The following is a 24,345-nucleotide window of genomic DNA, read 5'->3' on the forward strand; positions in this document are numbered from 1 at the left end:
GAAGGCTGCAGGATTTTACTCGACTAAAGGAGAGGTTTTATTTTGAAAAGAGGATTCACACTAGTGCTCATGGTGCTATTGCTGCTAGCGGGCAGCATTACAGCATTTGCCGCAGAGCAAGGCAGCGTAGGAGCAGGGGGAGCTACCCCATCCGGCATTCCGCTGACCGGGCTGGAAGCTTTTGTAGACGATTATGTAAAAGAGTACATAGGAACGCAGACCGTAGGCGCTTCCGTTGTGATGGTGAAGGATGGACAGGTGGTTCTGTCCAAGGGGTACGGCTACGCCGATGTGGAGCAGCAGATCCCCGTCACCCCGGATACGGTCATGGAATGGGGCTCCATCAGCAAGCTTGCTGTATGGGCATCCGTAATGCAGCTGGCGGAGCAGGGCAAACTGGACCTGAATCAAGATGTCCGTAAGCTGCTGCCGGAGAATTTCCTGACTAAGCTGACGTATGAAGAGCCGATCACGATGCTGAATTTGATGAACCACAACGCCGGATTCGAAGAGTATATGTTCGATATGGCCTACCAGTCTCCTGAGGAAGTGAGATCACTGGAAGAGGGGCTGAAGCTGGCTCAGCCCGCACAGATATACAGACCAGGGGAAGTGGTCGCGTATTCCAATTACGGAAACTCACTGGCTGCCTATATTGTGGAGCGCATCAGCGGACAGCCGTATCATGAATACGTCCAGCAGCATATTTTTGAGCCACTGGGCATGAAGCATTCCATGGCGTATTCTGTGGTGGAGGACCGCCCGGAGCTGCTGGAGCATAAGGCAAAGGGATACTTCTTCGCCGGACCAGGCTCCTTCAATCAAGGGTCATGGAATTATATGTCCATGTACCCGAACGGCGGAAATAACGGGACGGCGGAGGATCTGGCCAAGTTCGCCATGGCCTTCATGCCCGCAGCCGGAGAGCAATCCCCGCTGTTCCAGAAGTCAGGTACGCTGGATACGATGCTGACCCGGAGTCATTCTGCTGCTGAAGCCATGCCCGGCATTGCCCACGGATTCTGGGAGTATCCCGGGGCACAGCGGACGCTGGGACATGGCGGGAACACGATTGCTTTTGCTACCAATCTGATGCTGGTGCCTGCAGACCGGTTTGCAGTCGTGATTATGACGAATCAGGCGGGCGAATCCCATATTGTTCATGGTCTGACCAAGGCAGTAGTGGGGCAGAGAGCGAAGACGGAGGCAGCGGTTCTACCGGATGTATCAGAGGTGGAAGGCCGATTCGTGGCAGCACGCCGTCCCGGACATGGCTTCATGAAGCTATTCCCTTATCTTACGATGATGAAGCTTGAGCCTCAGGGCGCAGGTCAGCTTCAGGTGTCTCTTGCCGGGATGAGCGGAAGCTATCAGCAGGTTCAGCCTTACCTCTATGAGAAGACGGGCGGGGATTCAGGGCTGGATGCCTGGCCGATGCTGTACGCCACAATGAAGGAAGGAAAGGTAGAGTCTGTCTCGGTGTACACCTCCGATTATCTGCCGCTGTCTCCGGGCCGGTCCATGCCTGTACTGCTGATCAGTGCAGCACTTGCTGCACTGGCCATCGTCTATTTCATAATCGCTCCGTTTGTGTGGCTGGTACAGGCGCTTCTGGGCAAAAGGAGAGCTCGTAGTAAAGATCCTGCCCCCCGTTCCGCCAACCGGAAGCTGACGGCCGGACTGACTTTAACCGGTACCGGTCTGGTCGTGAACAATCTGGTGCTGGCCTTACGGATGCTGAGCAACAATGAACGTGCCTATGCAGAGGTCTATCCGCAGATTATAGTGAATATTGCACTGACCGGCCTGGCGGCATTGCTTATCGCTGCGCTATTGCTAACCTTGATGAAGCGCCGGTCCCCGTCTGTCTCACCGGCCCGTAACCATTGGCCGGCCATCGTGCCCATGGTGATGATGTCGATTCTGCTGGCCCAGCTTGTATTCTGGGAGTTCTACAGTTAGTATTTCGGCCCCTTAATGAAGGGGGACAATAGCTTTTGTGCAATTGGACGAAGCCAAAAAGCTACGACGGTCGTTCCTGTCCATGAGCTGCGCTTATTCTGTAGATATTGGTCATTAATGATATAAGTCCGGGTCGAAGCAGGGCTCCTCAGCCCCAGCCGTTCCCATTCAGCCGGATCATTGGACCCGCCGAGCCTGATGAGCATAGCCTCGGCCGCAAGTTCGATCTTACCCGGAATCTGATCGAATGCTCCGGTAATCTGCGTATGAAATTCATCGATCGGGCTGCGGCTGGCGATGCTCTCCAGGTGAATGCCTTCGCGGAGATAGGAGACGAAGGCCAGATGGTCAGCCCAGCATTCATCGATATAGAACAGCCGTACCCGCTGCTGCGCAGGGCTCATCGGCTGCTCGCCCAGCAGGATGCTGAGCCGCTCCGTGTAGAGAATCCGCCTCTGGTCCTCGATCATATCCGAATAACGGTTCAGCTCGTTATGGATATCGAAGTTCTGGCTCATTACAATCTGCTGAATACTTGCGATCTTGCGACCAAGCGAAGGCTCTGCAATAGCTTCCTGCTGTCTGAGTGCATGGGCTGGGGTAGGGGAGCCGAAGCGGCGCATCAGGTCGTCTTCCAGACTGACATAGAAGACAGAAGCCCCCGGGTCGCCCTGGCGGCCGGAACGCCCGCGAAGCTGATTGTCAATCCGCACGCTCTCATTCACATGGGTGCCAATGACATATAACCCGCCGAGCCGGGCGACAGCGTCTGCCTGTACCGGGTCACCGCCGCCGAGCCGGATATCGACACCACGACCCGCCATATTCGTTGAGACCGTTACGGCGCCGAGTTCTCCGGCTCTGGCGATGATATCCGCTTCCTCAGCATCATTCTTCGCATTCAGTACCTGAACGGGAACACCGGCAACCGCAAGCGCTTCAGCCAGCATATCCGACTCCTCCACGCTTGCAGTTCCGATTAGCATAGGCCGTCCCTCCCGGTGGACAGAAGTGATCTCTTGTACGAGCGCCAGGTACTTGGCTTCCTTGTGAGTGTAAATCCGGTGAGGGTGGTCTACCCGGATGTTAGGCTGATTCGGCGGAATCTCCACCACCTGCAGAGCATAGATATCCTTGAATTCCATAGCTGTGGCGCAGGCCGTAGCGGTCATTCCGCAGATTTCCGGATATAGGCTAATGAAGTGTTGAATAGTGATTGTACCGAGAATTTTCCCGCCTGCGGTCCATTTCAGTCCTTCTTTGGCAGTCAGTGCGGCTTGCAGCCCGTCCGGCAAATACCGGTTCTCGGCCACGCGTCCCGTATATTCTTCGATCAGCTCGATAGCACCGCCACGGACAATGTAATCAATGTCCTTCGTTAATAAGGTCTCCACATGCAGCGCACAATTCAGTGAGGTTAGCAGCTGACTGTTCCGGCTATCATAGAGATTACCGCAACCCAGCAGCTCCTCCACTTGGGCAGCACCTGCATCGTTCAGATACACGTTACGCTGAAATTCATCATAATCATAATGCTCCCCAGGCAGAAGCTGCCGGGCCAGATCTGCGTATCGCATATCTTCGCTATGGCTAACCTCGGATTCTCCGCTGATGACAAGCGGGACCCGCGCTTCATCAAGCAGCAGGGAATCAGCTTCGTCCACGATGACGTAGTGGAAAGGGCGGTGTACCGTAGCGGTTTCCGTGAGTGCAATAGTGTCCCGCAAGTAGTCGAACCCTGCTTCTTTTGCCGTAACATAGGTGATATCGCTCCTGTAGGCCGCCCGTTTCTCGCTCAGGCTCATGCCCGCTTGAACCGAATCCACCGATAGTCCCAGGAAGCGGTAGATAGGACCCATCCACTGTGCATCCCGCCGGGCCAGATAATCATTGAAGGTCAGCACATGCACGCCTTTGCCGGTCAGCGCATTCAGATAGGCCGGCATTACGGCTGAGAGGGTTTTGCCTTCACCCGTGTGCTGCTCAATCAGCATTCGCTCGTGCAGGGCGATAGCGGCCATGATCTGGACATCATAAGGCTGTAATCCAAGTGTTCTTGAGGCCGCCTCACAGACTAATGAATAGGCATCGACAAGCAGCTCGTCCAGAGCTATGCCGGATTGGGCGGCGTGCTGGAGCCGGAGGGACTCCTCCTGAAGCTTAATGTCATCCCAGGTCTGCAAATTACGTTTGCGGATTTGCTCTGTTTTGTCCCGGTAGACACTAAGTATATTCCGGTTATCGTAATCTCTGAAACGTTGCACGAATCTAGCAGCTATATTCATAGTCATGTTCTCTCCCCGTTCTCCCGGCTCTAATATGAACGTCATCGGGCTACTTTACCTGTACATTATAATTCATTCTTGTTTCGATTTACCAATGTATGGATTATAAGCTCCCGAGACAAGTATTGGCCGGATAGAAAAGAGGAGGGTCAGCAGCCTTTAGGCACTCAGTCCGCCGTCTACCGGCAGAATGACCCCTGTCACGAAGGAGGCTTGATCACTAAGTAACCAGGCCGCAGCCTGTGCGACTTCTATGGGTTCAGCCGGACGCCGGAGGGGCGTCTTGGCACTGATTTGCTCGATAATCTCAGGATTGATGGAGACCCATTGTTGAATCATACCTGTCATAGTTGTGCCGGGGGCGATGGCGTTGACCCGAATGCCTGCCGGTCCGTATTCGATGGCAGCTGTTTGCGTGAGGCTGTTAACTCCGCGTTTGGAGGCACCGTAAGCACCCAAGCCCGGATTGCCCTTTAAGCTGCCGACACTGCTGGTATTGACAATCGCGCCTGATCCGGAGGTTTTCAACATTGCTGTAATCTGGGCTTTCATGCACAGCCAGACCCCTTTATAGTTTACAGACTGAATCAGGTCGAAATCCTCTTCTTTCTCATCGACCAAAGAGGATACGGTGACTCCGATACCAGCGTTGTTGAAAGCGGCATTAAGCCGGCCATACTGCCTTACTGTGGCATTGACCGCTTCCCCAGCGCCGCCCGCTTCTGCCAGATCGGCTGTGAAATATTCCGCCTGACCTCCGGCTGCTGTAATCTCATCTCTGAGTGCACGCAGCTCAGATTCTGTCCGTGAGACGAGCATCACCGAAGCGCCCTGCACGGCAAACCACTTTGCTGCCGCAGCCCCGATCCCCCGTCCGGCACCCGTAATCATTACCACCTTGTCCTTCAATAATAGTTCAGAATGTTTTGTCATGTTATTTCTCCTTTTCGCCAGGTATATTGATATCCTTGATCACTTTGAGTATACTTTGGCTATTGTTTTGGGAGGAGAGCCTTCTTTATGGTAGGCTTACGAGTGACAGGATAAGGGGGCTACCTAGTTGGATGATAATGAACGCCGTTTAGCCTTAGGGAATTTTCTGCGGAAGTTAAGATCCTCGATCTCGCCGCATGATGCCGGACTGTCTGCCGGGGGCCGCCGCCGGACACAAGGTTTACGCCGAGAAGAAGTTGCTCAACTCGCGAATATAGGACTTTCATGGTATACGCGGCTTGAGCAGGGGCGTGATATCAGCCCTTCAGTCGGTGTACTGGAGAGTCTGGCTTCGGCCCTTAAGCTAACACCCAATGAGCGCAGGCATCTTTTTCTGCTGTCAGGAGAGTCACTACCGCCTCAACTGGCTGCAGCTGAAGAGAAGATCAGCCCGTATGTTCAGAAGATGCTGGACGAATTCAGCCCGAATCCTGCTTATGTAATCGGGAGGAGGTATGATTTTCTGGCCTGGAATGCAGCGGCGGAAGCTGTATTTATGATTAGTCGGCCGTCACCGCCGCATGATTACAATTTGATGTGGCGCCAGTTCACTGACCCTGTCTGGAGAGAGGGTTCAGAGGATTGGGAGACGGTCTCCCAGAGAATTGTAGCTGAGTTCCAGACATCGCGAGCCCGTTATTTGGAGGATGTTTCATTTAGCCAATTCATTGCTGATCTTAAGAATGTAAGCTCAGATTTCGCAAGGATGTGGCAGGGGCACGAGGCACCGAGCAGTCTTGACGGCTACAAGAAGCTGCTTCACCCTGCACTTGGAGTGCTGGAGTTTGAACAAATTAACCTCCAGTTCCCCAATGACCCGGACCAGAGGATTATGCTATATTTGCCGGATACGGCAACGAAAGCCCGTTTGGAGCAGAATTTGATGGCAAGCACAAACAAGCGACCCTTCTGAAGGCGGACAGCCCTCGGAGGATCGCTTGTTTTGGCTTGCTGTATTTTTTCGGCTACACTTAGCCTTTGACCCCGCCGACAACCATCCCTTTGACGAAATACTTCTGCAGGAACGGATAGACGATGATAATCGGCACACTGGCCACAATAGTCATCGTAGCACGGATAGAGGTCGGTGTAACGGTCGATTTGTTGCCCTGCGCGTTCGCAAAGGCATCGGCTGCCGAGGAACTGGACATCGCGGTGTTGGATGTTGACAGCATCTTCATCAGCTCGTATTGCAGAGTACTCAGGCTTGGCGTGGAGGAGTTGTACAGGAAGACGTCAAACCAGGAATTCCACTGATAGACCGCTACGAACAGGGAGACGGTAGCCAGTGCCGGAACGGTCAGCGGAAGCACAATGCGCGAGAAGGTGATGAAGTCGCCTGCGCCGTCGATTTTGGCCGATTCCATCAGTCCCTCAGGCAGTGCCTCAATGAAGGAGCGGATGACGATCATATTAAATACGCCGATGATGCCCGGAATGATATAGACCCAGAAGCTGTTCAGCATGTTCAGCTCTTTGATCAGCAGGTAGCCTGGAATCAGACCGCCGCTGAAGTACATGGTGAAAATAAACGTGACGGACACAAACTTCTTCAGCTTATATTCCGGACGGCTTACCGTATAGGCCAGCATCGCTGTACAGAATACGGAGACCACAGTGCCGATTACCGTCCGTGCTGCAGAGACAAACGTTGAAAAGAAGATGTTGGATTCACTGAATACATACTCGAAGTTGCGCAGCGTCCATTCACGAGGCCAGATATAAATATCGCCGCGGACAGAGTCATTCGCTTCATTGAACGATAGAGCAAACATATTCAGGAACGGATAGAGGGTAACAATGACCAAGAGAATCATGAAGATCGTATTGCATATATCGAAGATTCGGTCACCAAGCGATGAATTCCGGTATGAATTGGTTTTGGATTTAGCCATTACTTGTGTCCTCCTTTCTAGTACAATCTGCTTTCGCCCATACGCTTGGCGATATTATTGGCTGCGATCAAGAAGATGAAGCTGACCAGCGTCTTGAACATACCCGCTGCGGTGGCAAGCCCGAAGTTGTTCATCTGCATCCCGTACTTCAGTACGAAGATATCCAGATTCTCCGAGTAGTCGAGGTTCATCCCGTTACCTAACAGGTACTGTGCCTCGAAGCCGGACTCCAGAATATGGCCCAGGTTCATGATCAGAATCAGAACGATAACCGGCTTGATACCCGGCAGGGTAATATAGAACATTCTTTGCAGACGGGATGCCCCGTCAATCTCAGCCGCTTCATATTGAGAAGGGTCGATGGAGGTGATGGCTGCCAGATAGATGATGGTATTCCAGCCGACATTCTTCCAGACTTCCGTAACCCCGAGTATTCCCCAGAAGTACTTGCCTTCGCCCAGCCACAGAATTGGATGATCAATAAGCTGCGCTTTGACCAGCAGCACATTGATGATCCCTTCCGGTGCCAGTGCCATCTGTACAATATTGGCCGCTACGACCCAGGAAATGAAGTAAGGCAGGTAACTGATCGTCTGCACGGTGCGTTTGAAGAACACATTGCGCAGCTCATTCAGCAGCAGGGCCAGTACGATGGCCGTTACAAATCCGAGAACCAGGTTAATGGAGCTCATAACCAGAGTATTACGAAGGACGCGATAGAACTGCTGTTCCTGGAACAGGAATTTGAAATTGTCCCAGCCGACCCACTTCTGGTCGAACAGATCCTTGGCTGGCTTGAATTTCTGAAAAGCAATTGTCCATCCCCATAGCGGGAGGTATTTGAATATAATCACCCATAACAGAAAGGGCAATGACATCAGCATCAGCATTTTCTGTTTAGATAGCTCTTTAAAAAAGGTTTTGAAGCGCGAAGTACCGGTATTATTCGATTTTGCCAACTGCACAGCGGTTTTTCCCACCTGTACCGTCCCCTTTCCAAGCTCCATATTCTCTCTTTGCTAACAAGTGTAGAAGGGAAAAGTGAAGGCAGGCTTCACTTTTCCCGGTTCATCATGCTGCATCTGGGAAGCGGACGCTTACCATTTGCCGTCGATGCGGTCCTTGATCTTGTTAGTCATGAATTCTTCGTAGCCCTTAGCATCGAGCTTGTTGTATTCGGCCAGGTATTCACTCCAGACCTTTTCAAATTGGCCAGGGGCAGCAAGCACCATACGAGGATAGTACTTCTGCTGCAAATCGCCGGCTCTCTGGCTGAAGAGCTGCTCAGGGGAGCCCGGTTCTTTCTCAATACTCCAGGCAGGGTACCATGGACGCTCTACCGGCTCGGCATAGAAGTCGGAGAAGGTCTTCAGGTTGTATGCCTTCAGCAGTGTTTTGTCGCCATCTGTGTAGTTGATAGCTGCAACTTCCGGCTGGTTGAACGGAACGTGGGCGTTGCCGTCATCATACACGGAATTGTCGCCATAACGCGGCCATTCATAATCGAAATAAGCGAAGCCGAATTTACGTTTGAAATCATTGTCGTTGCGGTTTGTCAGCTGTTCTTCGCTCATCACCATACGGCCTTCAGCGTTCTTAGTGTAAGTTTCGCCTTCAATGCCCCACTCGACAAGCTTCTGGTTCTCATCGGTCAGCAGGTTGTCGAAATACTTGATGATGCGGACCGGATCTTTTGCGCTGACAGAGATACCCAGCCCGCGGTTGTTAACGAAGGACGGAGGATCAACATAAGCATCTTTAATGCCTTCGTCAAATACGATAGGAAGGGCAACGTAACGCAGATCGTCATTACCGGCGGATCTCAGATTGTTCGTGGCGTCGTTGATCTGCCAGGAATAGTTGACATATCCGAGTACACGGCCGGAGGTCAGCTTCGCCAGATACTGGTCTTTGTTCGCTGTGAACGTCTCAGGGTCAACCAGACCCTTGCCGTTCATTTCGTTCAATTTAGCCAGCCAGCGCTTCTCATCTTCGGTTCCCTGATACAGCTTGGCTTCATGAGACTCCATGTCCACTAGGACGCCGCCTTCATTCGGATAACCGGCCAGATGCATGGGCTGGTTGGTGATGGTGAAGAATTCACCGGCTGTACCGGCGAAAGTAGCGAAGCCGATGGTGTCTTTACCATCCACCTTAGGGTACTTAGCTTGGTATTTCTCAATCAGGTCAAAGTACTGGTCAAGCGTTTTCACTTCCGGGTAACCGAATTCCTTAAGGACGCGTCTCTGCATCCAGAAGGTACTGCTTGGATCTGGCGGCGATAAGTATCCGTTTACATTTGCAGTGAAGGGAAGGATATAGATGTTGCCGTCTTCATTGGTGATCTTGTTCATATAATCGCCGTAGACACGCTTGATGTTAGGGCCATACTTCTCAATCAGATCATTGAGCGGAATGTATGCACCTGCATCGAGCAGCTTGGCGAGCTCGCCGACTGGAGAGATGACATCAGGATAATCGCCTCCGGCAATCATAACCCCGGACTTGGTGCTTCCATCGCCAACTACGTATTCCATTTTCCAGTCTACACCTGTCCGTTCTCCTGGGCGATCTGAATGTTGATATATCCGATGCCCGCTATATTCTCAATCCCGTGAATACTGGCGTTCTCAACATACGGAAGGAAGGCCATCTTCGGAATTTCAATGCTCAGCAGTGACTGGTCCACCTCGATGTGATATTCAAGCTTGTTGTCGAAGCGGTATTTCTGAATCTCCAGGAAGCTCTCGATTAATTCAAGCTCCTCGCGGATCGTAACGAAGCTGCTCTTCCACATGATTGATTTACGGAAAATCTTCGCCATGTTCTGAATCGTCCGGGCCGTCTGCGTCTCGCCCTTCATCATACTCCGCATCCGGATCGTCTCCAGCGCATTGAACAGGAAGTGAGGGTTGATCTGGCTGTGCAGCGCATGCAGCTGGGCCTGCCGTTGCCTCAGCTCAAGCTCCTTCTTCTGTATTTCTGCAACATATACATCATTAATCAAGTTCTCTATGCGTTTACTCATTCGGTTGAACTCAACGGTAAGCTCGCCAATCTCATCCCGCTCCAGGTGGTAGGGGATCAGTCCGAAGTTTTTGTCTTTTACAGACTTCATATGCTTCAAGATGTTCTTGATACGCGTGTGGATCGAACGGGACATGATCATAATTACGATGGTAGGAACCAGGAAGTTAATGCCGGCGAACCAGAGGATAAATTGCCCGGATTGTCTGACGTCAGACAAAATAAGGGTCTCATCCAGGACGCCGTAAATCGACCAGCCGCTTAGATAACGGTTATTCTGGTAGGTCTTGTCGATCACAATGGCCTGCTTAGGCTTGGGAATCTCAGTTGGGGTCAGGGTATGCGCCGCAGTAATCAGCCCGCTGGGCTGACCGCTGGAGAGACGGCCGAAGCGGGCCTGGCCCGACGGGTCGAGAATATAGAAATCACCGCTGAAGCTGGATAAATCCAGAATCTGCTGGATATGGTTCATGTTCAGGTCGATTTTGAGCACATGCTCGTAGGTCTCCAGCCTGCGGTCGGTAAGGCGCTGGATCACGCTGATGCTGTCGGGCGTTACATAGAGATGAGGGTGGGTGTTGCTGAACTTACTGATCTGCTTATACCAGTCCTGCTGGCGCATACTGTCCTCCAGCTTAATGATATGGGCTGAGGCCAGAACGGTTGGATTGTCGGTCATAATCACCGAGGAGCTCAGCACCTTGTTCTCTTTGTCGGTCCGGTTGAACAGATTCGATATGGCGTTCAGCGACTCCACATAGCGGTCTGTTGAAGCATAGGTGGTATTCAGATGCTGGATCAGCTGCCGGTCAATAGAGTAGAGGTAGGATATGCCTGCTGCATCTTCAATGACGGTCCTCAGCTCAGCCTGCAGCAGATTCATCGCCTGCTCGGCATCCGCGGTCTTCTGATTCTTGATATTGGCGGTGGTCACCTGATAGAACATTACATTGGTCAGGATGATCGGAATGAACACGCATACAATGTAGATGACAATCAGCTTGCTTCTAAGCTTCATATGATTCAGACGGAAGTTGAACACGGCAGGGAGCCTCCTTATTTACTGCCCAATCATCATATTGCGATAATCGGTTGGCGTCATATTCTCAAGCTTTTCAAACTGGGTGGCAAAATAATCCGCATTCTGGAAGCCGACCAGCTCCGCGATTTCGTACATCCGCTTCTTGGTTTGCCGCAGCAGGCGTTTGGCCTCCTCAATCCGCAGGGTCAGCAGGTATTCATTGAAATACACTCCGTAGGTTTTGCGGAATAACTGTCCAAGATAGACAGGGTTCATATCGAAATCGGCGGCAATACCCTTGAGGTAGATATTTTCACGGTAATGCCCGTCGATGTATTTTTTGATTTTTTCAATATTGCCCTCGCTCTTGCCGCCGCGCTTCTCTGCGATATATTCTGCGGCTTCGGCGATAAACTGCTGGAATATCTGCTTCAGCTGATTCAGATTTCGGTACTTCAGCGGCCAGTTGAGCAGCTCATTCATCCATTGCAGCGTATTCTCGTCACCTTCGAGCTGCCGGATAATATTAATGATGGCAATCATGCTGCGCCGGATCGTGTTCGTCACCGCTCCGGGGGCGAAGTGGCGCTCTTGGAACAGGGTGAAGATAGCGTCCACAGTTGAGCTGTAACCCTTGTTGTCATTGGCTTCGACCTCGTAAATCAGCTTGCTGTGCAATCCTTCATCGATGTCGAAATAGTATAAGGGCAGCTCCAGCAGCTCGTCCGCCATATAAATGCCTTCGAAGCCGGCGGCAAAACGGTACTGGAGGCATTTCTCGGCACTGGTCCCGGAGTCTGCAATCTGCTTGAGATGGCTTACCGTCCGGCCAACGAACAAAGCGATGGTTGTTCCAAGCTCCCGCTCCAGTGCATCCAGCATTGTGCGGTAGCCTCCCCACGGGGATGGATTAGGATCATCGACCCAATGGCCGGGCACGATCACCCCGTATTGATTGTTAGTGCGTACATGAAGGAGCAGAGTCTGAGCCTCTTGGCGGAAATAACGCAGCAGCGAGTCCTTCAGTGCAGGCAGGTAATCGACTTCTCCGGCGGGGAGCTGATCCTGCATTTCTACGATGAGATACGTATAGGAAGAGGTGAGAGGAAGCTCCAGCGCGTAGGCGATCCGCCCCATGACCTGATCATCAGGTTCTGTCTGCAGCAGGCTTTCGATGACCGTCTCAACCAGAGGCTTTTCACGGGTGATAGAGAGGAGCTGCTTCTTGTTCAACATATGGGCGATTTTGCCTAGCGCAACCGTAAGCTCCTGTTCGTCAACCGGCTTGAGGATATAATCGGACACATTGTACCGGAAGGCTTGCTGGGCATAGGAGAAGTCGGCATATCCGCTCAAAATAATAAAAATCGGCTCCTGCACAAGCTCCGTCTTCACTTTCTTGATCAGTCCCAGCCCGTCCAGCACAGGCATACGGATATCGGCAATCACCAGCTCCGGGTTCAATTGTTCAATCAGGGTAAGCGCTTGCTCCCCGTTCTCGGCTTCACCACAAATTTCGAATTGCGGCGAGCATTCACTTAGAATCCGGATCAAGCCCTTCCGCACAAAAACTTCATCATCTACAATCAGCACCTTATACAATGGACTTCCTCCTTGGGGTTATTCTGGATTGCTTGGTCCTGTTCCATCCTCGGTCAAGCCGCAGTGTGATCATTATAAGCTAATTCCCTGACAGAATTCGAGTGGAAACGACTTTTTATTCTAGCACCTGCTGGAATATCCTCTCCAAACGAAGAGCCTGCATCGTTAGACACAGGCTCTTTGGTATTGTATTTTTTATGCTAAACGCTTAGCTTATTTGTCATTGTGCCGGAGATGCGGGGGGCAGCATGTTCCGTGTGGAGCTGCGGAGTTATAACGACTGAGACGTATGCTGAACCCGTATCGTCCTGGCATTATGTATCCTGCCGCATATGGGAGCATCCATCCGAATGTTTACGAACCTTGTCTGCTGAGTTAGCCTCTTCTGCGCTCAGCACGGCTCACCCAGTGTGAGCCCGGATGCTCCGCATTGGGTGAGCCGGGTCTTTCCCGTATAATAATAGACGTTACGCCGGAAGTTACATTTGAGCGTACCCCGGCGTATGAACTCTAAGCATCAGGAAGGGAATGAAGAAACGTTGACTTATACGAAACTGTTAGAACGAAAAGGCGAAATTCTCAAGCGAACCGTGGAAACCTGGATCATGAAAGAGAATCGTGACGGGCTGGACCGTCAGGAAGCCCATATCTACAGGAATATGGTCAAGGAGCTTCATCAGAATGAGCAGGAACTGAATGTGGCACGTGTGGAGGAACTGGATAAGAGCCTGGATTCGGACACAGAAGGAGCAGCTTCAACAGCTTCAGCCCAGAGAGAGCTTGTAGCACAGGGTGTGTGAAACCGATAGCCTATGAAGCTGTATTAACATTAATAATGGAATCTAATAAGCCGCCCGGCTTCGCAGATGCGAAGGAAGGGCGGCTTTTGACCATGTTTAGATAAGCTACAGTCTTACAATCCGCCGGTACACCAGGCAATCCAGCAGATCCTCCCATTCCAGCTCGCTCTCATAAGGATCGCGGAAAGCGGTCGCAGTTGGAAGATACCCTAGAGCAACGCCTTGCCCGCCGTGCAGATTGCAGCCGCCGTCGCCGCCTTTGCCGGTGATGCCTTCCGGTGTGAGGACCAGCTCCTTCTTGTAAGGATCACCGGGAAAACATAGCCCGAACGCATTCGGCAGCTCCAGCGGATACGGGTCTTCAGCATTAGCCTTACTTGAACCGGGCACATGCCTGAGCTGCATGGATTCGTCTATCTCGTCGCCCCACGGGAACAGCGTCCGGGTGCCTGCGCCGTACAGATACTCCCATTCATCCTCAGTCGGCAGGGCGAAGCCCGCAGGCAGCTCCGCCTCGCACCAGTCCCCGAAAGATTCGCTGTCGTCGAACAGGAACAGCACGATCTGTTCGCCGTCCCGCTCCAGCCGGAAATACTGGGAGAACTCATAGCTGGTGTGCGGCCCCTGACGGAACTCCTCGATGGCTTCGAGCACATCTTCATCCTCTTCCGGGTCGAGCCGGACCAGCGGACATTCATACCAGCCTGCGGATTGCGGCGAGCGCTGAACAAGCAACGGCCCGATTACAGCTTCTCGGAGGGGGGACATCTTCGCATACATATGTACTTCTGAACGGCCCAGGGTCACCGAGTCGCCCGGCACGAACACATATTCACTGCCCTCGTACATGAATACCCCTGTTTCCAGAGACTGGCCGTAACGTTCGAACCTATCGAGCCGCAGCCACTTGAAGCCAGCGGGTAACTGCTTAAGTACTTCCTGCATCGCGTGCATTTTCTCATCAACCGTTAATTGCCCCCATGCGGCACGGTTCCATGCTTCCATGTCATCTTCTCCTCCCGGGAATTGGCACTTTCAGCCTGTCTACTGTCATTGTAATGGACAGCCCGGGTTACTGGCAAACCCGCCGGGAATGCTGCCGGACACACCTGTTAAATAGCATCCATTTATAACCTGTCCTTATTGTCTGCGTGGTCATATAATAATTCAGGTTGGAACATTAATACATAGTAAAAGAGGGATAGGAGTTATGAATTCAAAACGATTGAAATTCTTCGCGGCAGGTTTTGCATTATTACTGGCTGCACAGGTACTGCTTCCCGGGCGCTCATCGGCTGCGGGGAAAGTCATTGAACAGCTCCCCAAGCCGGAATGGAGCTATACGCTGCCGGATGGCATTAGCTTCTGGGGCACTATAGACACCTTACAGAGTAAGAATCGGATGTTCATTCCGCTAGTCAAGACCGTAACCGTAGCCCCTTCCAAGACGAAGTCTTCGGGCATGTTGTACGCATCCATTGACCGCATTAACGGTTCTGCCAACTGGGTATATGACTATTCGGACATGGCCAACGACAAGCCGTTTACTGCCAATCGTTTCTTTACGGCCAGTAACGGCTACAGCTATTTCTATAAAATGTGGGGCGGCAAACCCTATGATCTTACCGTTGTTGATTCGAACGGCAAACGGAAATGGACCAAAACCATAACCGGGTCCTACTCGCCGGTGGTGCTGGATAACGGAAATATAGTGATTCAAGCCTTGGTTAGCGGCAATGTAGCTTCTCGTGGTATTACCGAGTACAGTCAGGACGGGAAGCAGGTACGCAAGCTTAAGCTGACCGGCAAATGGGCCTCAGGGGTGATTGATGTGCTGCCGAACGGCTATGTGGTACATAAGGAGCTGGATACAAACAAAGTCAGTGTATACCGGAGTCTGGATACTCTGACGAAACCACTGGTTACCTACACCGCTCCCAAAGCAGTTAAATATCCTGATTTCCAGGTGTATCCGCTTCGCGGCGGGTCGTTCCTGATTAAGATGAGTAGTAGCGATACCTGGCTGTTATTCGGCTATGACGCTAACGGCACCAAGAAGTGGGTGCGTCCTGTGAACAAGATGGATCGGATTGATACGACAGGCAACAACTATCTGATCCAGAGCGACAACGTCTATAAATTGTACAGCAAAGACAACCAATTACTCGGCAAGCAGCAGATCGGTGAAGCCGGGGACCGCGAATGGTACTGCCGGATAACACCATCGGGCGAGATTACGGTCGAGAAGCAGTACCAATGGCAGGAGCGTCCGGCTGTCGTTGATCCTGAGACCTTCGAGGGGGATATTGCCAAGGAGGATTTCTATGTGCTGGACCCGGCGAACCTGCAGATCAAATATCATCTCTCCACGTTATGGCACGACTATGAAACCGGGCATAATTACATTTATGCTGGAGGCGGGGAGCTGTACATTACGAGGAGTTACGCGCCTAAGACGATTACCAAATATATGTTGAAGTAGGCCGGCCGAACTGAAAACTCCCGATTTAAAAAACACCGCCAAGTGATAGATTCACTTGGCGGTGTTTTTGCATACCCCGTTATTCCAGCTTGAACTGCCTCAGCTCTTCCTCCAGCTTCTGCGAGATTTGGCTCAGCTCTCTGGACAGTTCAGCGACCTGCTCAATACTGCCTAGCTGTTCTTGCGTGTTGGCGCTAACCTCTTCAGTGGAGGCGGAATTCTCCTCTGTGGTGGACGAGATGACCTCAATCGCCTGCAGAATCTCATCCTTGTGCTTGTGGACAATCGAAGTGTTATTGCTGATCTGCAGCATCCGTACCTTAAGCTCCTCCAGGTCGCTGTTCAAGCTGAAGAAGACCTGCTTCGCATTCTCGACAGATTTGGCATTCTCCTCCGCAATCGTAAGGTTAAGCGTAGTGTGTTCTACGGACAGACTTGTTTTTTCTTCAATGGCGCTGACCTTCTTGTAAATTTCCTCGGTAGCGCGGGCTGTTTGCTCGGCAAGCTTACGCACCTCACCAGCCACCACGGCAAAACCTCTGCCATGTTCACCTGCCCGTGCCGCTTCAATGGAAGCATTAAGGGCCAGCAGATTGGTCTGCGTCGCTATTTGATTCACTGTGCCTACAATACCCGAAATCTCATGACGGCTCAGATCAATATCCTCAATGAGCGATGACATCGCCTGTGTAGATCGGTGATTGTCTTCTGCGGCCTTGGAGAGCTGCTCCACCAAGTCAAGACCGGAACTGCTGAGCTCTGCTGAGGTCTGTACCATGGTTCCTACAGTCTGGGCATCACTGGTGATTTCGTCAATTTGATCCGATAATGCACCGGTTTTGTGGAGAATGCTCTCGGATTCAGCAGACTGGTAGTTGGTGGCATTCGCTATTTCATTGATGGCCGTAGCCGTTTCGTTCATGGTAATAGCGGTTTTGGTAGAGATGGCTTGCAGGTTCTGGGAAGACTGGGCCAGCACCTGAGTCGTATTATGGATCACCTGAATCATGCCCTGAATCTTCTGGACCATGCCCGCGATGCCATGAGCAATCTGTCCGATTTCATTGCGGGAGGCATCATTGAGCTGAACAGTCAGGTCTCCGTCTGCAATCCGTTTGATAGCGGCCAGCAGTTTTGGAATGGAGCGTAACAGGTAGCGCAGTGTGAGATAACAGATGAACACCAGGACCAAAGCGGCCACAGCAAAACCGGTGATGGTCGTCCGGGTGAAGGACGTCAGCTCGCTAAGCGCCTCCTGCCGGGTAATGGTTAAGCCTACAGACCATCCGGTATCCTTGCTGGTGGCATAACCGATATAACGGGGGTCACCATTATCATCAATGAGTGATACGCCGGATTCGCCGTTAATCATTTTTTTGCCGATGGCCCCGAGATCGCCCGGACTGTCTGTAATCTTCTCCTTCAACACTTTGGCTTTATCCGGATGGTAGAGAATATCGCCTGAGCGGGTAGCCAGAACGGAGAACCCGGTAGTTCCCAAGGAATAGCTCTGCATGATCTCCGGGATGTCATCGAAGGCAATATCTGCGGCAATGAAGCCGATCATTTGGCTGCTGTCATTCAGAATCGGATAGAAAATGCCCATCAGCATTTTGCCGCTAATGACATCGGCGTAAGGCTCAGAATAATAGAGACCCTGGGATTCAGATACGGGCTTGAAGTATGGGCGGGCGCGGATATCGAAGTCTGAGTTAGAGGCCAGACCGTCATTTTGGAGGAAATATCCCTTCCCGGATAACCCGGCAACCCAGGCATCGGCGAAGGAGGGCTCTGACTTTACAATGTCCGCCAGTGTTGCGAGTGCTTCTGCGGCGTGGGGGGAGGTGGTGATTTGATCTGGTGTAGTGCTCTCAATATATTTTTGGAAAATCGAGTTGGTGGACATTTGTTTGACCAGTGCGCCCTTCTCCTTGAACAAAGCATCGAACTGGCTGACAATTCCCTGCGTCTTGGTCATCAGCATCGACTCTTGCTGGCTGACCAGAATGCTTCGGGTGCTGGAATAGAAGAAGGTACCCAGAATCGAGAAGACGACAAGAATAATGACTAGCAGTACAATGGCCAATGTGTTGGCAATGCTGGTTGAACGGACTGGCCGTTTTTGAATTAACTGTGACATAGGTCATCTCCCGGATATGTATTAGAGCGAAAGCTCTTAAATAATATGTCGGAATATGGCGGATATTCTTGTAGAGGGAAGTATGTTAAATTTCTTTAATAAATTTCTATTGGATAAGCCGAGTCAATCCTATCAATGAATATGACAGGAAGAACAAATACAGAGCAAACCTGTGAATTCAGGTTTGCTCTGTGATTGCAACGGCCTTTTACTAACATCTGTGCTTAGGCTTTTTCCAGGGCTTGCAGGGTATATAGGGTTTGCAAGGCACGGTGTGACAGGGGATGGGCTTACAGCCGATTTTTTTTGTTGTTGTACAACAGCTTTCAATACATGGATCGTATCTAACGGTGACAAATGTTTTAACAATCTCTTTTTTCACAAAACATTTTCTAATTGGATCTGTGGGAATACAGGAATGTTTTCTATTTTTCTTATTCATTTCGGTTACCTCCCCATATATTATTACTTGTTATCATATGTGTTTGTGCTTCAGCCCGACTAAGGTAATAACCCATTAAATGGTATAAAATAGAAAAAAGATCAACGGTAATTACCATTGATCTTTCCATGAGACAGGTAGCTGGGAATTCCCAGCTGTAGAGATTATAGGACATCCGCCGCAATAGTCATGATCCGCTCTGAGCTTATAGGCCAGACAGCAGGTAGCTTTCACAGATATCGTATCGTGCGGAGAGTGTGGGTCCGTCCTGAACTTGGGGGTGATACGGAACGGATTGCTGCGAAGTCCGAATACCTCCGGCTTCAACTCCCAGATTACAGCTTGGAATTGCCCGTGGATCAGGTTGCGATGGCACTCACTGGGAGCATCAAGAGCATCCTCTTCGATAAAAGTATACAACTGATTATAGACATGCTTCCACAGCATTACCGCTTTGGTCTGTGAAGCCTCAGCAAGTGCCGCAATAATCGGTCTGACCTCGTTCGTGTAGAACCACCCAAGTTCGTCTATGATCTCATTTCCATTCCCGTTCCGGTCATAGATACCCTCCCGGTAGTTATGGATAGGAAAGGCGAATTCGGGATACCCCTCTGTGCGGATGAGCTGCACAGACAGGTTATTCAGTCGCAAGGCATGAGCCAGCGGGTCTGCAGCTGTGAGCAGTACGTATTTGGCTCCGCAGATTCCGGCGATCCATGTGCAGAAGATGGCTGCCGCTATCCGTTTATCCTCAGTCCCGAGCATGGAAGCATAAGTGGTAAGCAGATGCTCAGCATGTGCGGGCATACATAATTCGGTCAGTCGTAAAGTAACCACTGCGTTCTCAATAGCTTCGGGGCAGATGTAATAACGTTCAGCCCGCTGGAGCTCGCCAGTGTTGCCCATCTGAAGTCCCCCTTTATTTGGAGTTGCCTTCAAAGGCTTGAAGCACTGCATCCACCGCATAACGGTTAGCCATAGGAGACATCCCCAGATTGAACCAATCCTTGCCGGCCATGGTATAGACCTGGTTTTTTTTGACCGCCGTCATGTTCTTCCATAATGGACTCTTCAGCAGATCCTCATAGGTTTTCTTCACCCCGGCATCGTCCTCGTTATTCAACTGGAGGAAAATGTGATCGGGATTATACTCAGGCAGCTTCTCAAGCGAGATGGATAAGGAAGGGTCCTTAGTTGGAAAATTCGGGATCATCTCCAGCCCAAGCGTAGTATGAAGGAATTTTCCGCGGTCAATCTGATCTCCGTAAAGAACGAAGCTGCCCGGCATCACCATCATGTACATCACCGTTTCATTACCCACCAGATCATCCAGCTTCTGTTTGGCTTCCGCCTCCTGAGTCTCCAGATCCTTGATTACCTTCTCTGCAAGCTCCGTTTTGCCGAGTACCCCGGCGATATCCTTCAGCTCATCCCGCCAGTCATCCCGCTGCGGCAGCAGAACCGTCGGAGCGATCCCGGACAACTGGTCATAATCCTTAGCCGACCACCATGTAGGGGCGAGGATCAGATCAGGATTGGCTGAGAGAATCATTTCGAAATTCGGGGTTTGGGCTATGCCCATCTTCAGCGTATCCTTGAACGGCTCCTCTAGATAGGTCGGGAACTCCTCCTGGTAGTTCTGTACAGCAACAGGCGTAACCCCCAGGGCCTGCAGGAATTCCGGGTAGACCACAGACAATCCAATCACTCTGGCCGGGTGGGCGGGGATTTTAATCTCGCCTTTCTCACTGCCTACTACCCGGAAATCTGTCTCGGCGTCTGCGGCAACTTTGGCCTGTCCACTGTTGTTAGAGCAAGCTGTCATTACCAATATCAATGCTATCGCCATGCAGTACACCATTCTTTGTCTCATCTGTCGCATATCTTCAATAACCTCCTGAGTATCAATACCTGTCTTCTCACCTGAGAGTGAGAATCAATATCACTGTTAGGAGTATAAAACAATCCGTCTGATTCGACTATTGATTATCACGCCAATATTTCATGTCCGATTACGCCAGAGTGTCAGTGCGGAGTCGAGAGCCAGCTCTTGAGTGAACGAGTTATACTCTGTCCAAGGGTAGGGAGGGAGGTGCCCGATACGTGAAAACCCTGCGGGATCTGGGAGCAGCAAGGACGCTCTGTCCCGGAATGCAGACCAAACGGCCTGCGCAGCAGCATCCTCATCCACAATAAACAGCAGCTTGTCCGCATCTGACGACCATAGCGCATCCGGGGTTATGGTCTGATTACTTAGCTTACGGTCCACAACGGACGCCGGGATAAAATGCAGATCATCATAGAACACCTCAGCTAAGCTTCGCGCAGATAGCACGGTGATGGACTGCCTGGATATGCGGGCAAGGAGCAGCTTGCCCATGGCGGGTCCTTGACCCAATTTTGCCCGGATGCTCTGGGCCTTGCGCTTATAGTTATTCAGCCAAGCAACTGCTTCCGGCGCCCGGCCCACGCATTCTGCAATGAAGTGTAATTGCGAGCGCCAATCTGTCTGGAGCGGAGACACAAGGAACGTGGGTGCAATTGCCTGAAGCTGCGGAACCATCCTCCGGCTTACCGACGTCTCCAGCCCGAGAATGTAATCAGGACGGAGAACGCTAAGCTGCGCTAGCCGGAGAGACTCCTGTTTGGCAAGCGGCAGCGCCGCATCCGTCTCATATTTTCGCCGGTAATATTCAGCCCAGGGATGGTCCGCAGGAGCTGCGCAGGGAATAATATTCAGGGTAAGCAGCGACCCGATGAGGCTGCCGTGACAAACTGCGATTTTGAGCTTGGCATTGCGCATGAAGGTGGCCGGCGCGACCCCGGTAATCTGCTTGAATTTGCGCCGGAAGTAAGGAACATCCTTGTAACCCACATAAGCCGCAATATCCTTCAGTTCATAATTCGTCTGCGGCAGCATCAGGCTCCGTGCTTGTCTGATTCGGTATTCGGTCAGGTACTCGATCGCGCTGAGACCATAGGTCTGCTTGAATAGCCGGATGAAATGCCTGACGCTGGTGCCTGCTTCAGCAGCAAGCAGACCGATGGACAACTCTTCACGGTAATGCTGCTCTATATAGAGCTTGGCCCGCTCCATGGCAGTATCGGTATCGCTTGGCTGCGTTTGTCCGGCACTGCTCAGCAGACTGTGCAGCAGCTCATAGAACCGGCTCTGGGCAAGCAGACGCTGCAAGGGGTTCTGGCTTCCCATGTAACCGGTGATGGACTCACAAAGTTTGCTGTATGTAATCGTTGACTGAATGGCTATGTTTCCTTCCAGGGGGACGGGGAGATGAAGCTCAGCCGGTCGGGTAGGTTGCTGTTCTTCCGGTATACTATGCTGGCTATACACATCGAACCGCAGGATGTATACACTTTGTTCGCCTGTGTTCTCCATTGAGGCCTCGATTAATTGCCCCGGCTGACAGAAGAACGCACTTCCCGCCCTCAGCTCGCAGTATTTGCCGTCCACCGTGATGGAGCCTTGCCCCGCAATGGGTATCAGCAGCAGATACGATTTCAGAAATTGCAGCCGCAGCGGCCACTCTCCCCCTGGATTACTGCCATGCATAATACTCTGAAGCCTGAACCACATCTGATCAAGCATTCCAAAGGGTTCCGAAGGGGGGAGGCTATTCTTATCGTTCATTCGTTGCACCGCCTTTCTGTTATATGCAGCTTAATTTCATGGAATTTATTATAGCTCACTAGACAGACAGATCCTATTTGCAGAGCTACAGTGTTGTAACTGATAATGGTTATCAATTATAATAATAGAAATTTACAGTGGACGGCAGCCAGGGGGAAATACTTGTGAGATTCAATAGATCAGACAGTATTCGGGCATGGAATCATGTACCGGTTAGAATTATGGATATCCGTCATATGAGCATGAGGCCGGGAGAGCAGGAGCGGTACGTTTTTCCGTCAAGTGTGTTTGTATTCACTAATCAGGGGGAGGCTGTCTTCCTGCTCGACGGGACCGGAGGTACTGCAGGACAATCACAGGTTATGCATGGCGGCAAAGGCGCCATTCTTCAAGTCGCCAGTCTGGGTCAACCGTTAGATTATTACCTCATTCTATACAAACCTTGGTCAGGCAGTGCCTTCACAGAAGCGCGCGGGGACGAGCCGGGTTCTTTTCAGCAGAGATACGCCTTCCCCGGGAGTGACCCATGGGTGATTCTGTCCCTGCTGGAGCGTATGCATCAGCTATGGAGGAGCGGAGGGGAGCTGGAACGGGTGCAGGTGCTGGGACTGTTCTACCAGTTTGTAGCCGAGCAATTCCGTCAGCTTGAGCTGGCGGGCGAGCAGGAGCCGGAGACAGATCTGGCAGAGCAGATCGCCCGTTATATCGGGGAATTCTATCATCAGCCTCTGTCCATGAGCGCTATGGCTAGGTTGTTTCATTACAGCACGCATCACTTAGTGAGGGTATTCAAGCGCAAATATCAGTGCAGTCCGATGGAGTACGTGAGCCGTACGCGGATGCAGCACGCCAAAAGCCTGCTGGCCAGGACGGATGCACCGATCCGCGATGTGGCTGAACGTGTGGGGTATACGGATTTTTATTATTTTAGCAGACTGTTCAAAAAGGTATATGGAGAGACCCCCGCACAGTTCAAAATGCACGCTCCGCTTCTGGAAGGTTCAAATCCTACCAAAGAAATGCCGGAATCGTTCATTGCTCGCCGGAGGGAAGCACGTTATATTGATATCGATGATAATCATTATCAATACAGAAGACGGAGTGTGAATGATTTGAAAGCTAGCCTTAAGCCCATGTTTGTGATGTCCCTCTTGATCAGCTTGTCTGTGATGGTTGCTGGCTGCGGAGGCGGAAATACGAAGACTGCTGATGACAAAACCACCAAGTTGTTCACCGACGGCTTCGGCAGAGAGGTGGAGATTCCGGCAGAGCCGAATCAGGTTGTTGCCCTCACTTACGGCGGGTATATGCTTCCGCTTGGCCTGAAGCCGGCAGGTGTTAACCAGGAGACACTGGAACAATATAAGGAAGAGATGGCGGATGTGGAGAATGTCGGCTCAGGAACAGGCAACGTGGAAGCCATCTCCGCATTGATGCCTGATCTGATTATTATCCCGGATTATCTGGGCCAAGATGTCATTGAGACCTATGAGAAGATTGCTCCAACCGTAGCAGTAGCCTGGGGCGGTGACCCGGATGTGGTGAACACCTTACGGACCATGGGCGAGATTATGGGCAAGCAGGAGGAGGCAGAGAAATGGATTGCATCGTTCGATAAGAAGCTGCAAGGTATCCGGGACAGCATCAACGTGAAGCTTGATGAAGGCACGACTGCCATCTCCTTCATTATTCATAACGGGGAGGTGCTGCTTGGAGGCGAGGGTGGCACCCTGGGCAAGCTGATCTATCAGGATTTCGGCTTCACCATGCCGGAGCAATTCAAGGAGTATGCTGACGGTGGAACGGCGCTGTCGATGGAGAGACTGGTGGACAAGCCGGCGGATTACTTTTTCACACAGATGACGGATGAAGAGCTGGACGCGATGCATGAGCTGTTCAAGGAGCCGGTCTACCAGAGCATCCCAGCGGTGAAGAACAACCGGATTATCAATGTCTCGCGCGCCAACTGGAACAACGGGCCTTACACGGTGGACCGGGGAGTGGATGCACTGATTGAGCAGGTGTCGAAGCTGCAGGAGTAGGAAGG

Annotated in this window: 16 protein-coding genes and 1 pseudogene; 5 read left to right on the forward strand and 12 right to left on the reverse strand. The window is 51.6% G+C overall.

What is annotated here, in order from left to right:
- Nucleotides 1-42 precede the first annotated feature (42 nt).
- Entirely contained in the window at nucleotides 43-1,962 is a 1,920-nt protein-coding gene (locus MKZ07_RS05160) for a serine hydrolase domain-containing protein (RefSeq protein ID WP_341024869.1), read from the forward strand.
- On the opposite strand, the gene MKZ07_RS05165 is transcribed toward MKZ07_RS05160, so the two are convergent.
- Together MKZ07_RS05165 and MKZ07_RS05170 are read right to left on the reverse strand one after the other, a co-directional pair.
- Entirely contained in the window at nucleotides 1,959-4,247 is a 2,289-nt protein-coding gene (locus MKZ07_RS05165; RefSeq protein WP_341024872.1) for a preprotein translocase subunit SecA, read from the reverse strand. The genes MKZ07_RS05160 and MKZ07_RS05165 overlap by 4 nt on opposite strands.
- Before the next feature lie 159 nt (nucleotides 4,248-4,406).
- The gene (locus MKZ07_RS05170) at nucleotides 4,407-5,180 is read right to left on the reverse strand and encodes an SDR family NAD(P)-dependent oxidoreductase (protein WP_036694307.1); all 774 of its coding nucleotides are present in this window, start codon (nucleotides 5,178-5,180) and stop codon (nucleotides 4,407-4,409) included.
- Between the two features lie 127 nt (nucleotides 5,181-5,307).
- Between MKZ07_RS05170 and MKZ07_RS05175 the strand changes: the two genes are divergently transcribed.
- On the forward strand, nucleotides 5,308-6,153 hold the full coding sequence (locus MKZ07_RS05175) for a helix-turn-helix transcriptional regulator (protein ID WP_036694306.1): 846 nt from the start codon (nucleotides 5,308-5,310) through the stop codon (nucleotides 6,151-6,153).
- A 58-nt stretch (nucleotides 6,154-6,211) separates the two neighbouring features.
- On the opposite strand, the gene MKZ07_RS05180 is transcribed toward MKZ07_RS05175, so the two are convergent.
- From MKZ07_RS05180 to MKZ07_RS05200, 5 genes and pseudogenes are all read right to left on the reverse strand, one after another.
- Nucleotides 6,212-7,135 (reverse strand): carbohydrate ABC transporter permease, encoded by a 924-nt coding sequence (locus MKZ07_RS05180; protein WP_036694305.1) that lies wholly within the window; start codon nucleotides 7,133-7,135, stop codon nucleotides 6,212-6,214.
- A gap of 17 nt (nucleotides 7,136-7,152) precedes the next feature.
- Nucleotides 7,153-8,115, reverse strand: a complete 963-nt coding sequence (locus tag MKZ07_RS05185) for an ABC transporter permease (protein ID WP_051493410.1) — start codon at nucleotides 8,113-8,115, stop codon at nucleotides 7,153-7,155.
- Between the two features lie 117 nt (nucleotides 8,116-8,232).
- Nucleotides 8,233-9,696 (reverse strand): annotated as a pseudogene (locus MKZ07_RS05190) (extracellular solute-binding protein); the annotation flags it as partial.
- Nucleotides 9,681-11,204: a sensor histidine kinase gene (locus MKZ07_RS05195; protein ID WP_341024875.1), complete on the reverse strand. Its 1,524-nt coding sequence runs from the start codon at nucleotides 11,202-11,204 to the stop codon at nucleotides 9,681-9,683. The gene MKZ07_RS05195 and the pseudogene MKZ07_RS05190, both read right to left, overlap by 16 nt.
- 18 nt (nucleotides 11,205-11,222) lie before the next feature.
- On the reverse strand, nucleotides 11,223-12,776 hold the full coding sequence (locus MKZ07_RS05200; protein ID WP_235218406.1) for a response regulator transcription factor: 1,554 nt from the start codon (nucleotides 12,774-12,776) through the stop codon (nucleotides 11,223-11,225).
- A 614-nt stretch (nucleotides 12,777-13,390) separates the two neighbouring features.
- Between MKZ07_RS05200 and MKZ07_RS05205 the strand changes: the two genes are divergently transcribed.
- Nucleotides 13,391-13,585 carry a hypothetical protein gene (locus MKZ07_RS05205; protein WP_235218402.1) on the forward strand — a complete coding sequence of 65 codons (195 nt, stop codon included), beginning with the start codon at nucleotides 13,391-13,393 and terminating at the stop codon, nucleotides 13,583-13,585.
- A 105-nt stretch (nucleotides 13,586-13,690) separates the two neighbouring features.
- Here MKZ07_RS05205 and MKZ07_RS05210 read toward each other — a convergent pair whose 3' ends face one another.
- Nucleotides 13,691-14,590, reverse strand: a complete 900-nt coding sequence (locus tag MKZ07_RS05210; RefSeq protein WP_051493384.1) for an SUMF1/EgtB/PvdO family nonheme iron enzyme — start codon at nucleotides 14,588-14,590, stop codon at nucleotides 13,691-13,693.
- 205 nt (nucleotides 14,591-14,795) lie between these two features.
- Between MKZ07_RS05210 and MKZ07_RS05215 the strand changes: the two genes are divergently transcribed.
- Nucleotides 14,796-16,067 carry a hypothetical protein gene (locus tag MKZ07_RS05215; RefSeq protein WP_156949605.1) on the forward strand — a complete coding sequence of 424 codons (1,272 nt, stop codon included), beginning with the start codon at nucleotides 14,796-14,798 and terminating at the stop codon, nucleotides 16,065-16,067.
- Nucleotides 16,068-16,146: 79 nt separating this feature from the next.
- Here the strand turns inward: MKZ07_RS05215 and MKZ07_RS05220 are convergent, their stop codons facing one another.
- The 4 genes from MKZ07_RS05220 to MKZ07_RS05235 all read right to left on the reverse strand — a co-directional run bounded on the left by MKZ07_RS05220 (nucleotide 16,147) and on the right by MKZ07_RS05235 (nucleotide 22,298).
- Nucleotides 16,147-18,207 carry a methyl-accepting chemotaxis protein gene (locus tag MKZ07_RS05220; RefSeq protein ID WP_036694299.1) on the reverse strand — a complete coding sequence of 687 codons (2,061 nt, stop codon included), beginning with the start codon at nucleotides 18,205-18,207 and terminating at the stop codon, nucleotides 16,147-16,149.
- Nucleotides 18,208-18,760: 553 nt separating this feature from the next.
- Nucleotides 18,761-19,555 carry a (2Fe-2S)-binding protein gene (locus MKZ07_RS05225; RefSeq protein WP_036694298.1) on the reverse strand — a complete coding sequence of 265 codons (795 nt, stop codon included), beginning with the start codon at nucleotides 19,553-19,555 and terminating at the stop codon, nucleotides 18,761-18,763.
- A gap of 13 nt (nucleotides 19,556-19,568) precedes the next feature.
- Nucleotides 19,569-20,531, reverse strand: coding sequence for an ABC transporter substrate-binding protein (locus MKZ07_RS05230; protein ID WP_235218401.1), 963 nt, complete (start codon nucleotides 20,529-20,531; stop codon nucleotides 19,569-19,571).
- A gap of 120 nt (nucleotides 20,532-20,651) precedes the next feature.
- Nucleotides 20,652-22,298, reverse strand: a complete 1,647-nt coding sequence (locus tag MKZ07_RS05235) for a helix-turn-helix domain-containing protein (protein ID WP_341024881.1) — start codon at nucleotides 22,296-22,298, stop codon at nucleotides 20,652-20,654.
- Nucleotides 22,299-22,462: 164 nt separating this feature from the next.
- Between MKZ07_RS05235 and MKZ07_RS05240 the strand changes: the two genes are divergently transcribed.
- Nucleotides 22,463-24,340 (forward strand): ABC transporter substrate-binding protein, encoded by a 1,878-nt coding sequence (locus MKZ07_RS05240; protein ID WP_341024883.1) that lies wholly within the window; start codon nucleotides 22,463-22,465, stop codon nucleotides 24,338-24,340.
- The last annotated feature ends 5 nt before the right edge of the window (nucleotides 24,341-24,345 follow it).

The sequence above is a fragment of the Paenibacillus sp. FSL P4-0338 genome (assembly GCF_038002365.1).
In the GTDB taxonomy this organism is placed as follows: Bacteria; Bacillota; Bacilli; order Paenibacillales; family Paenibacillaceae; genus Paenibacillus_AQ.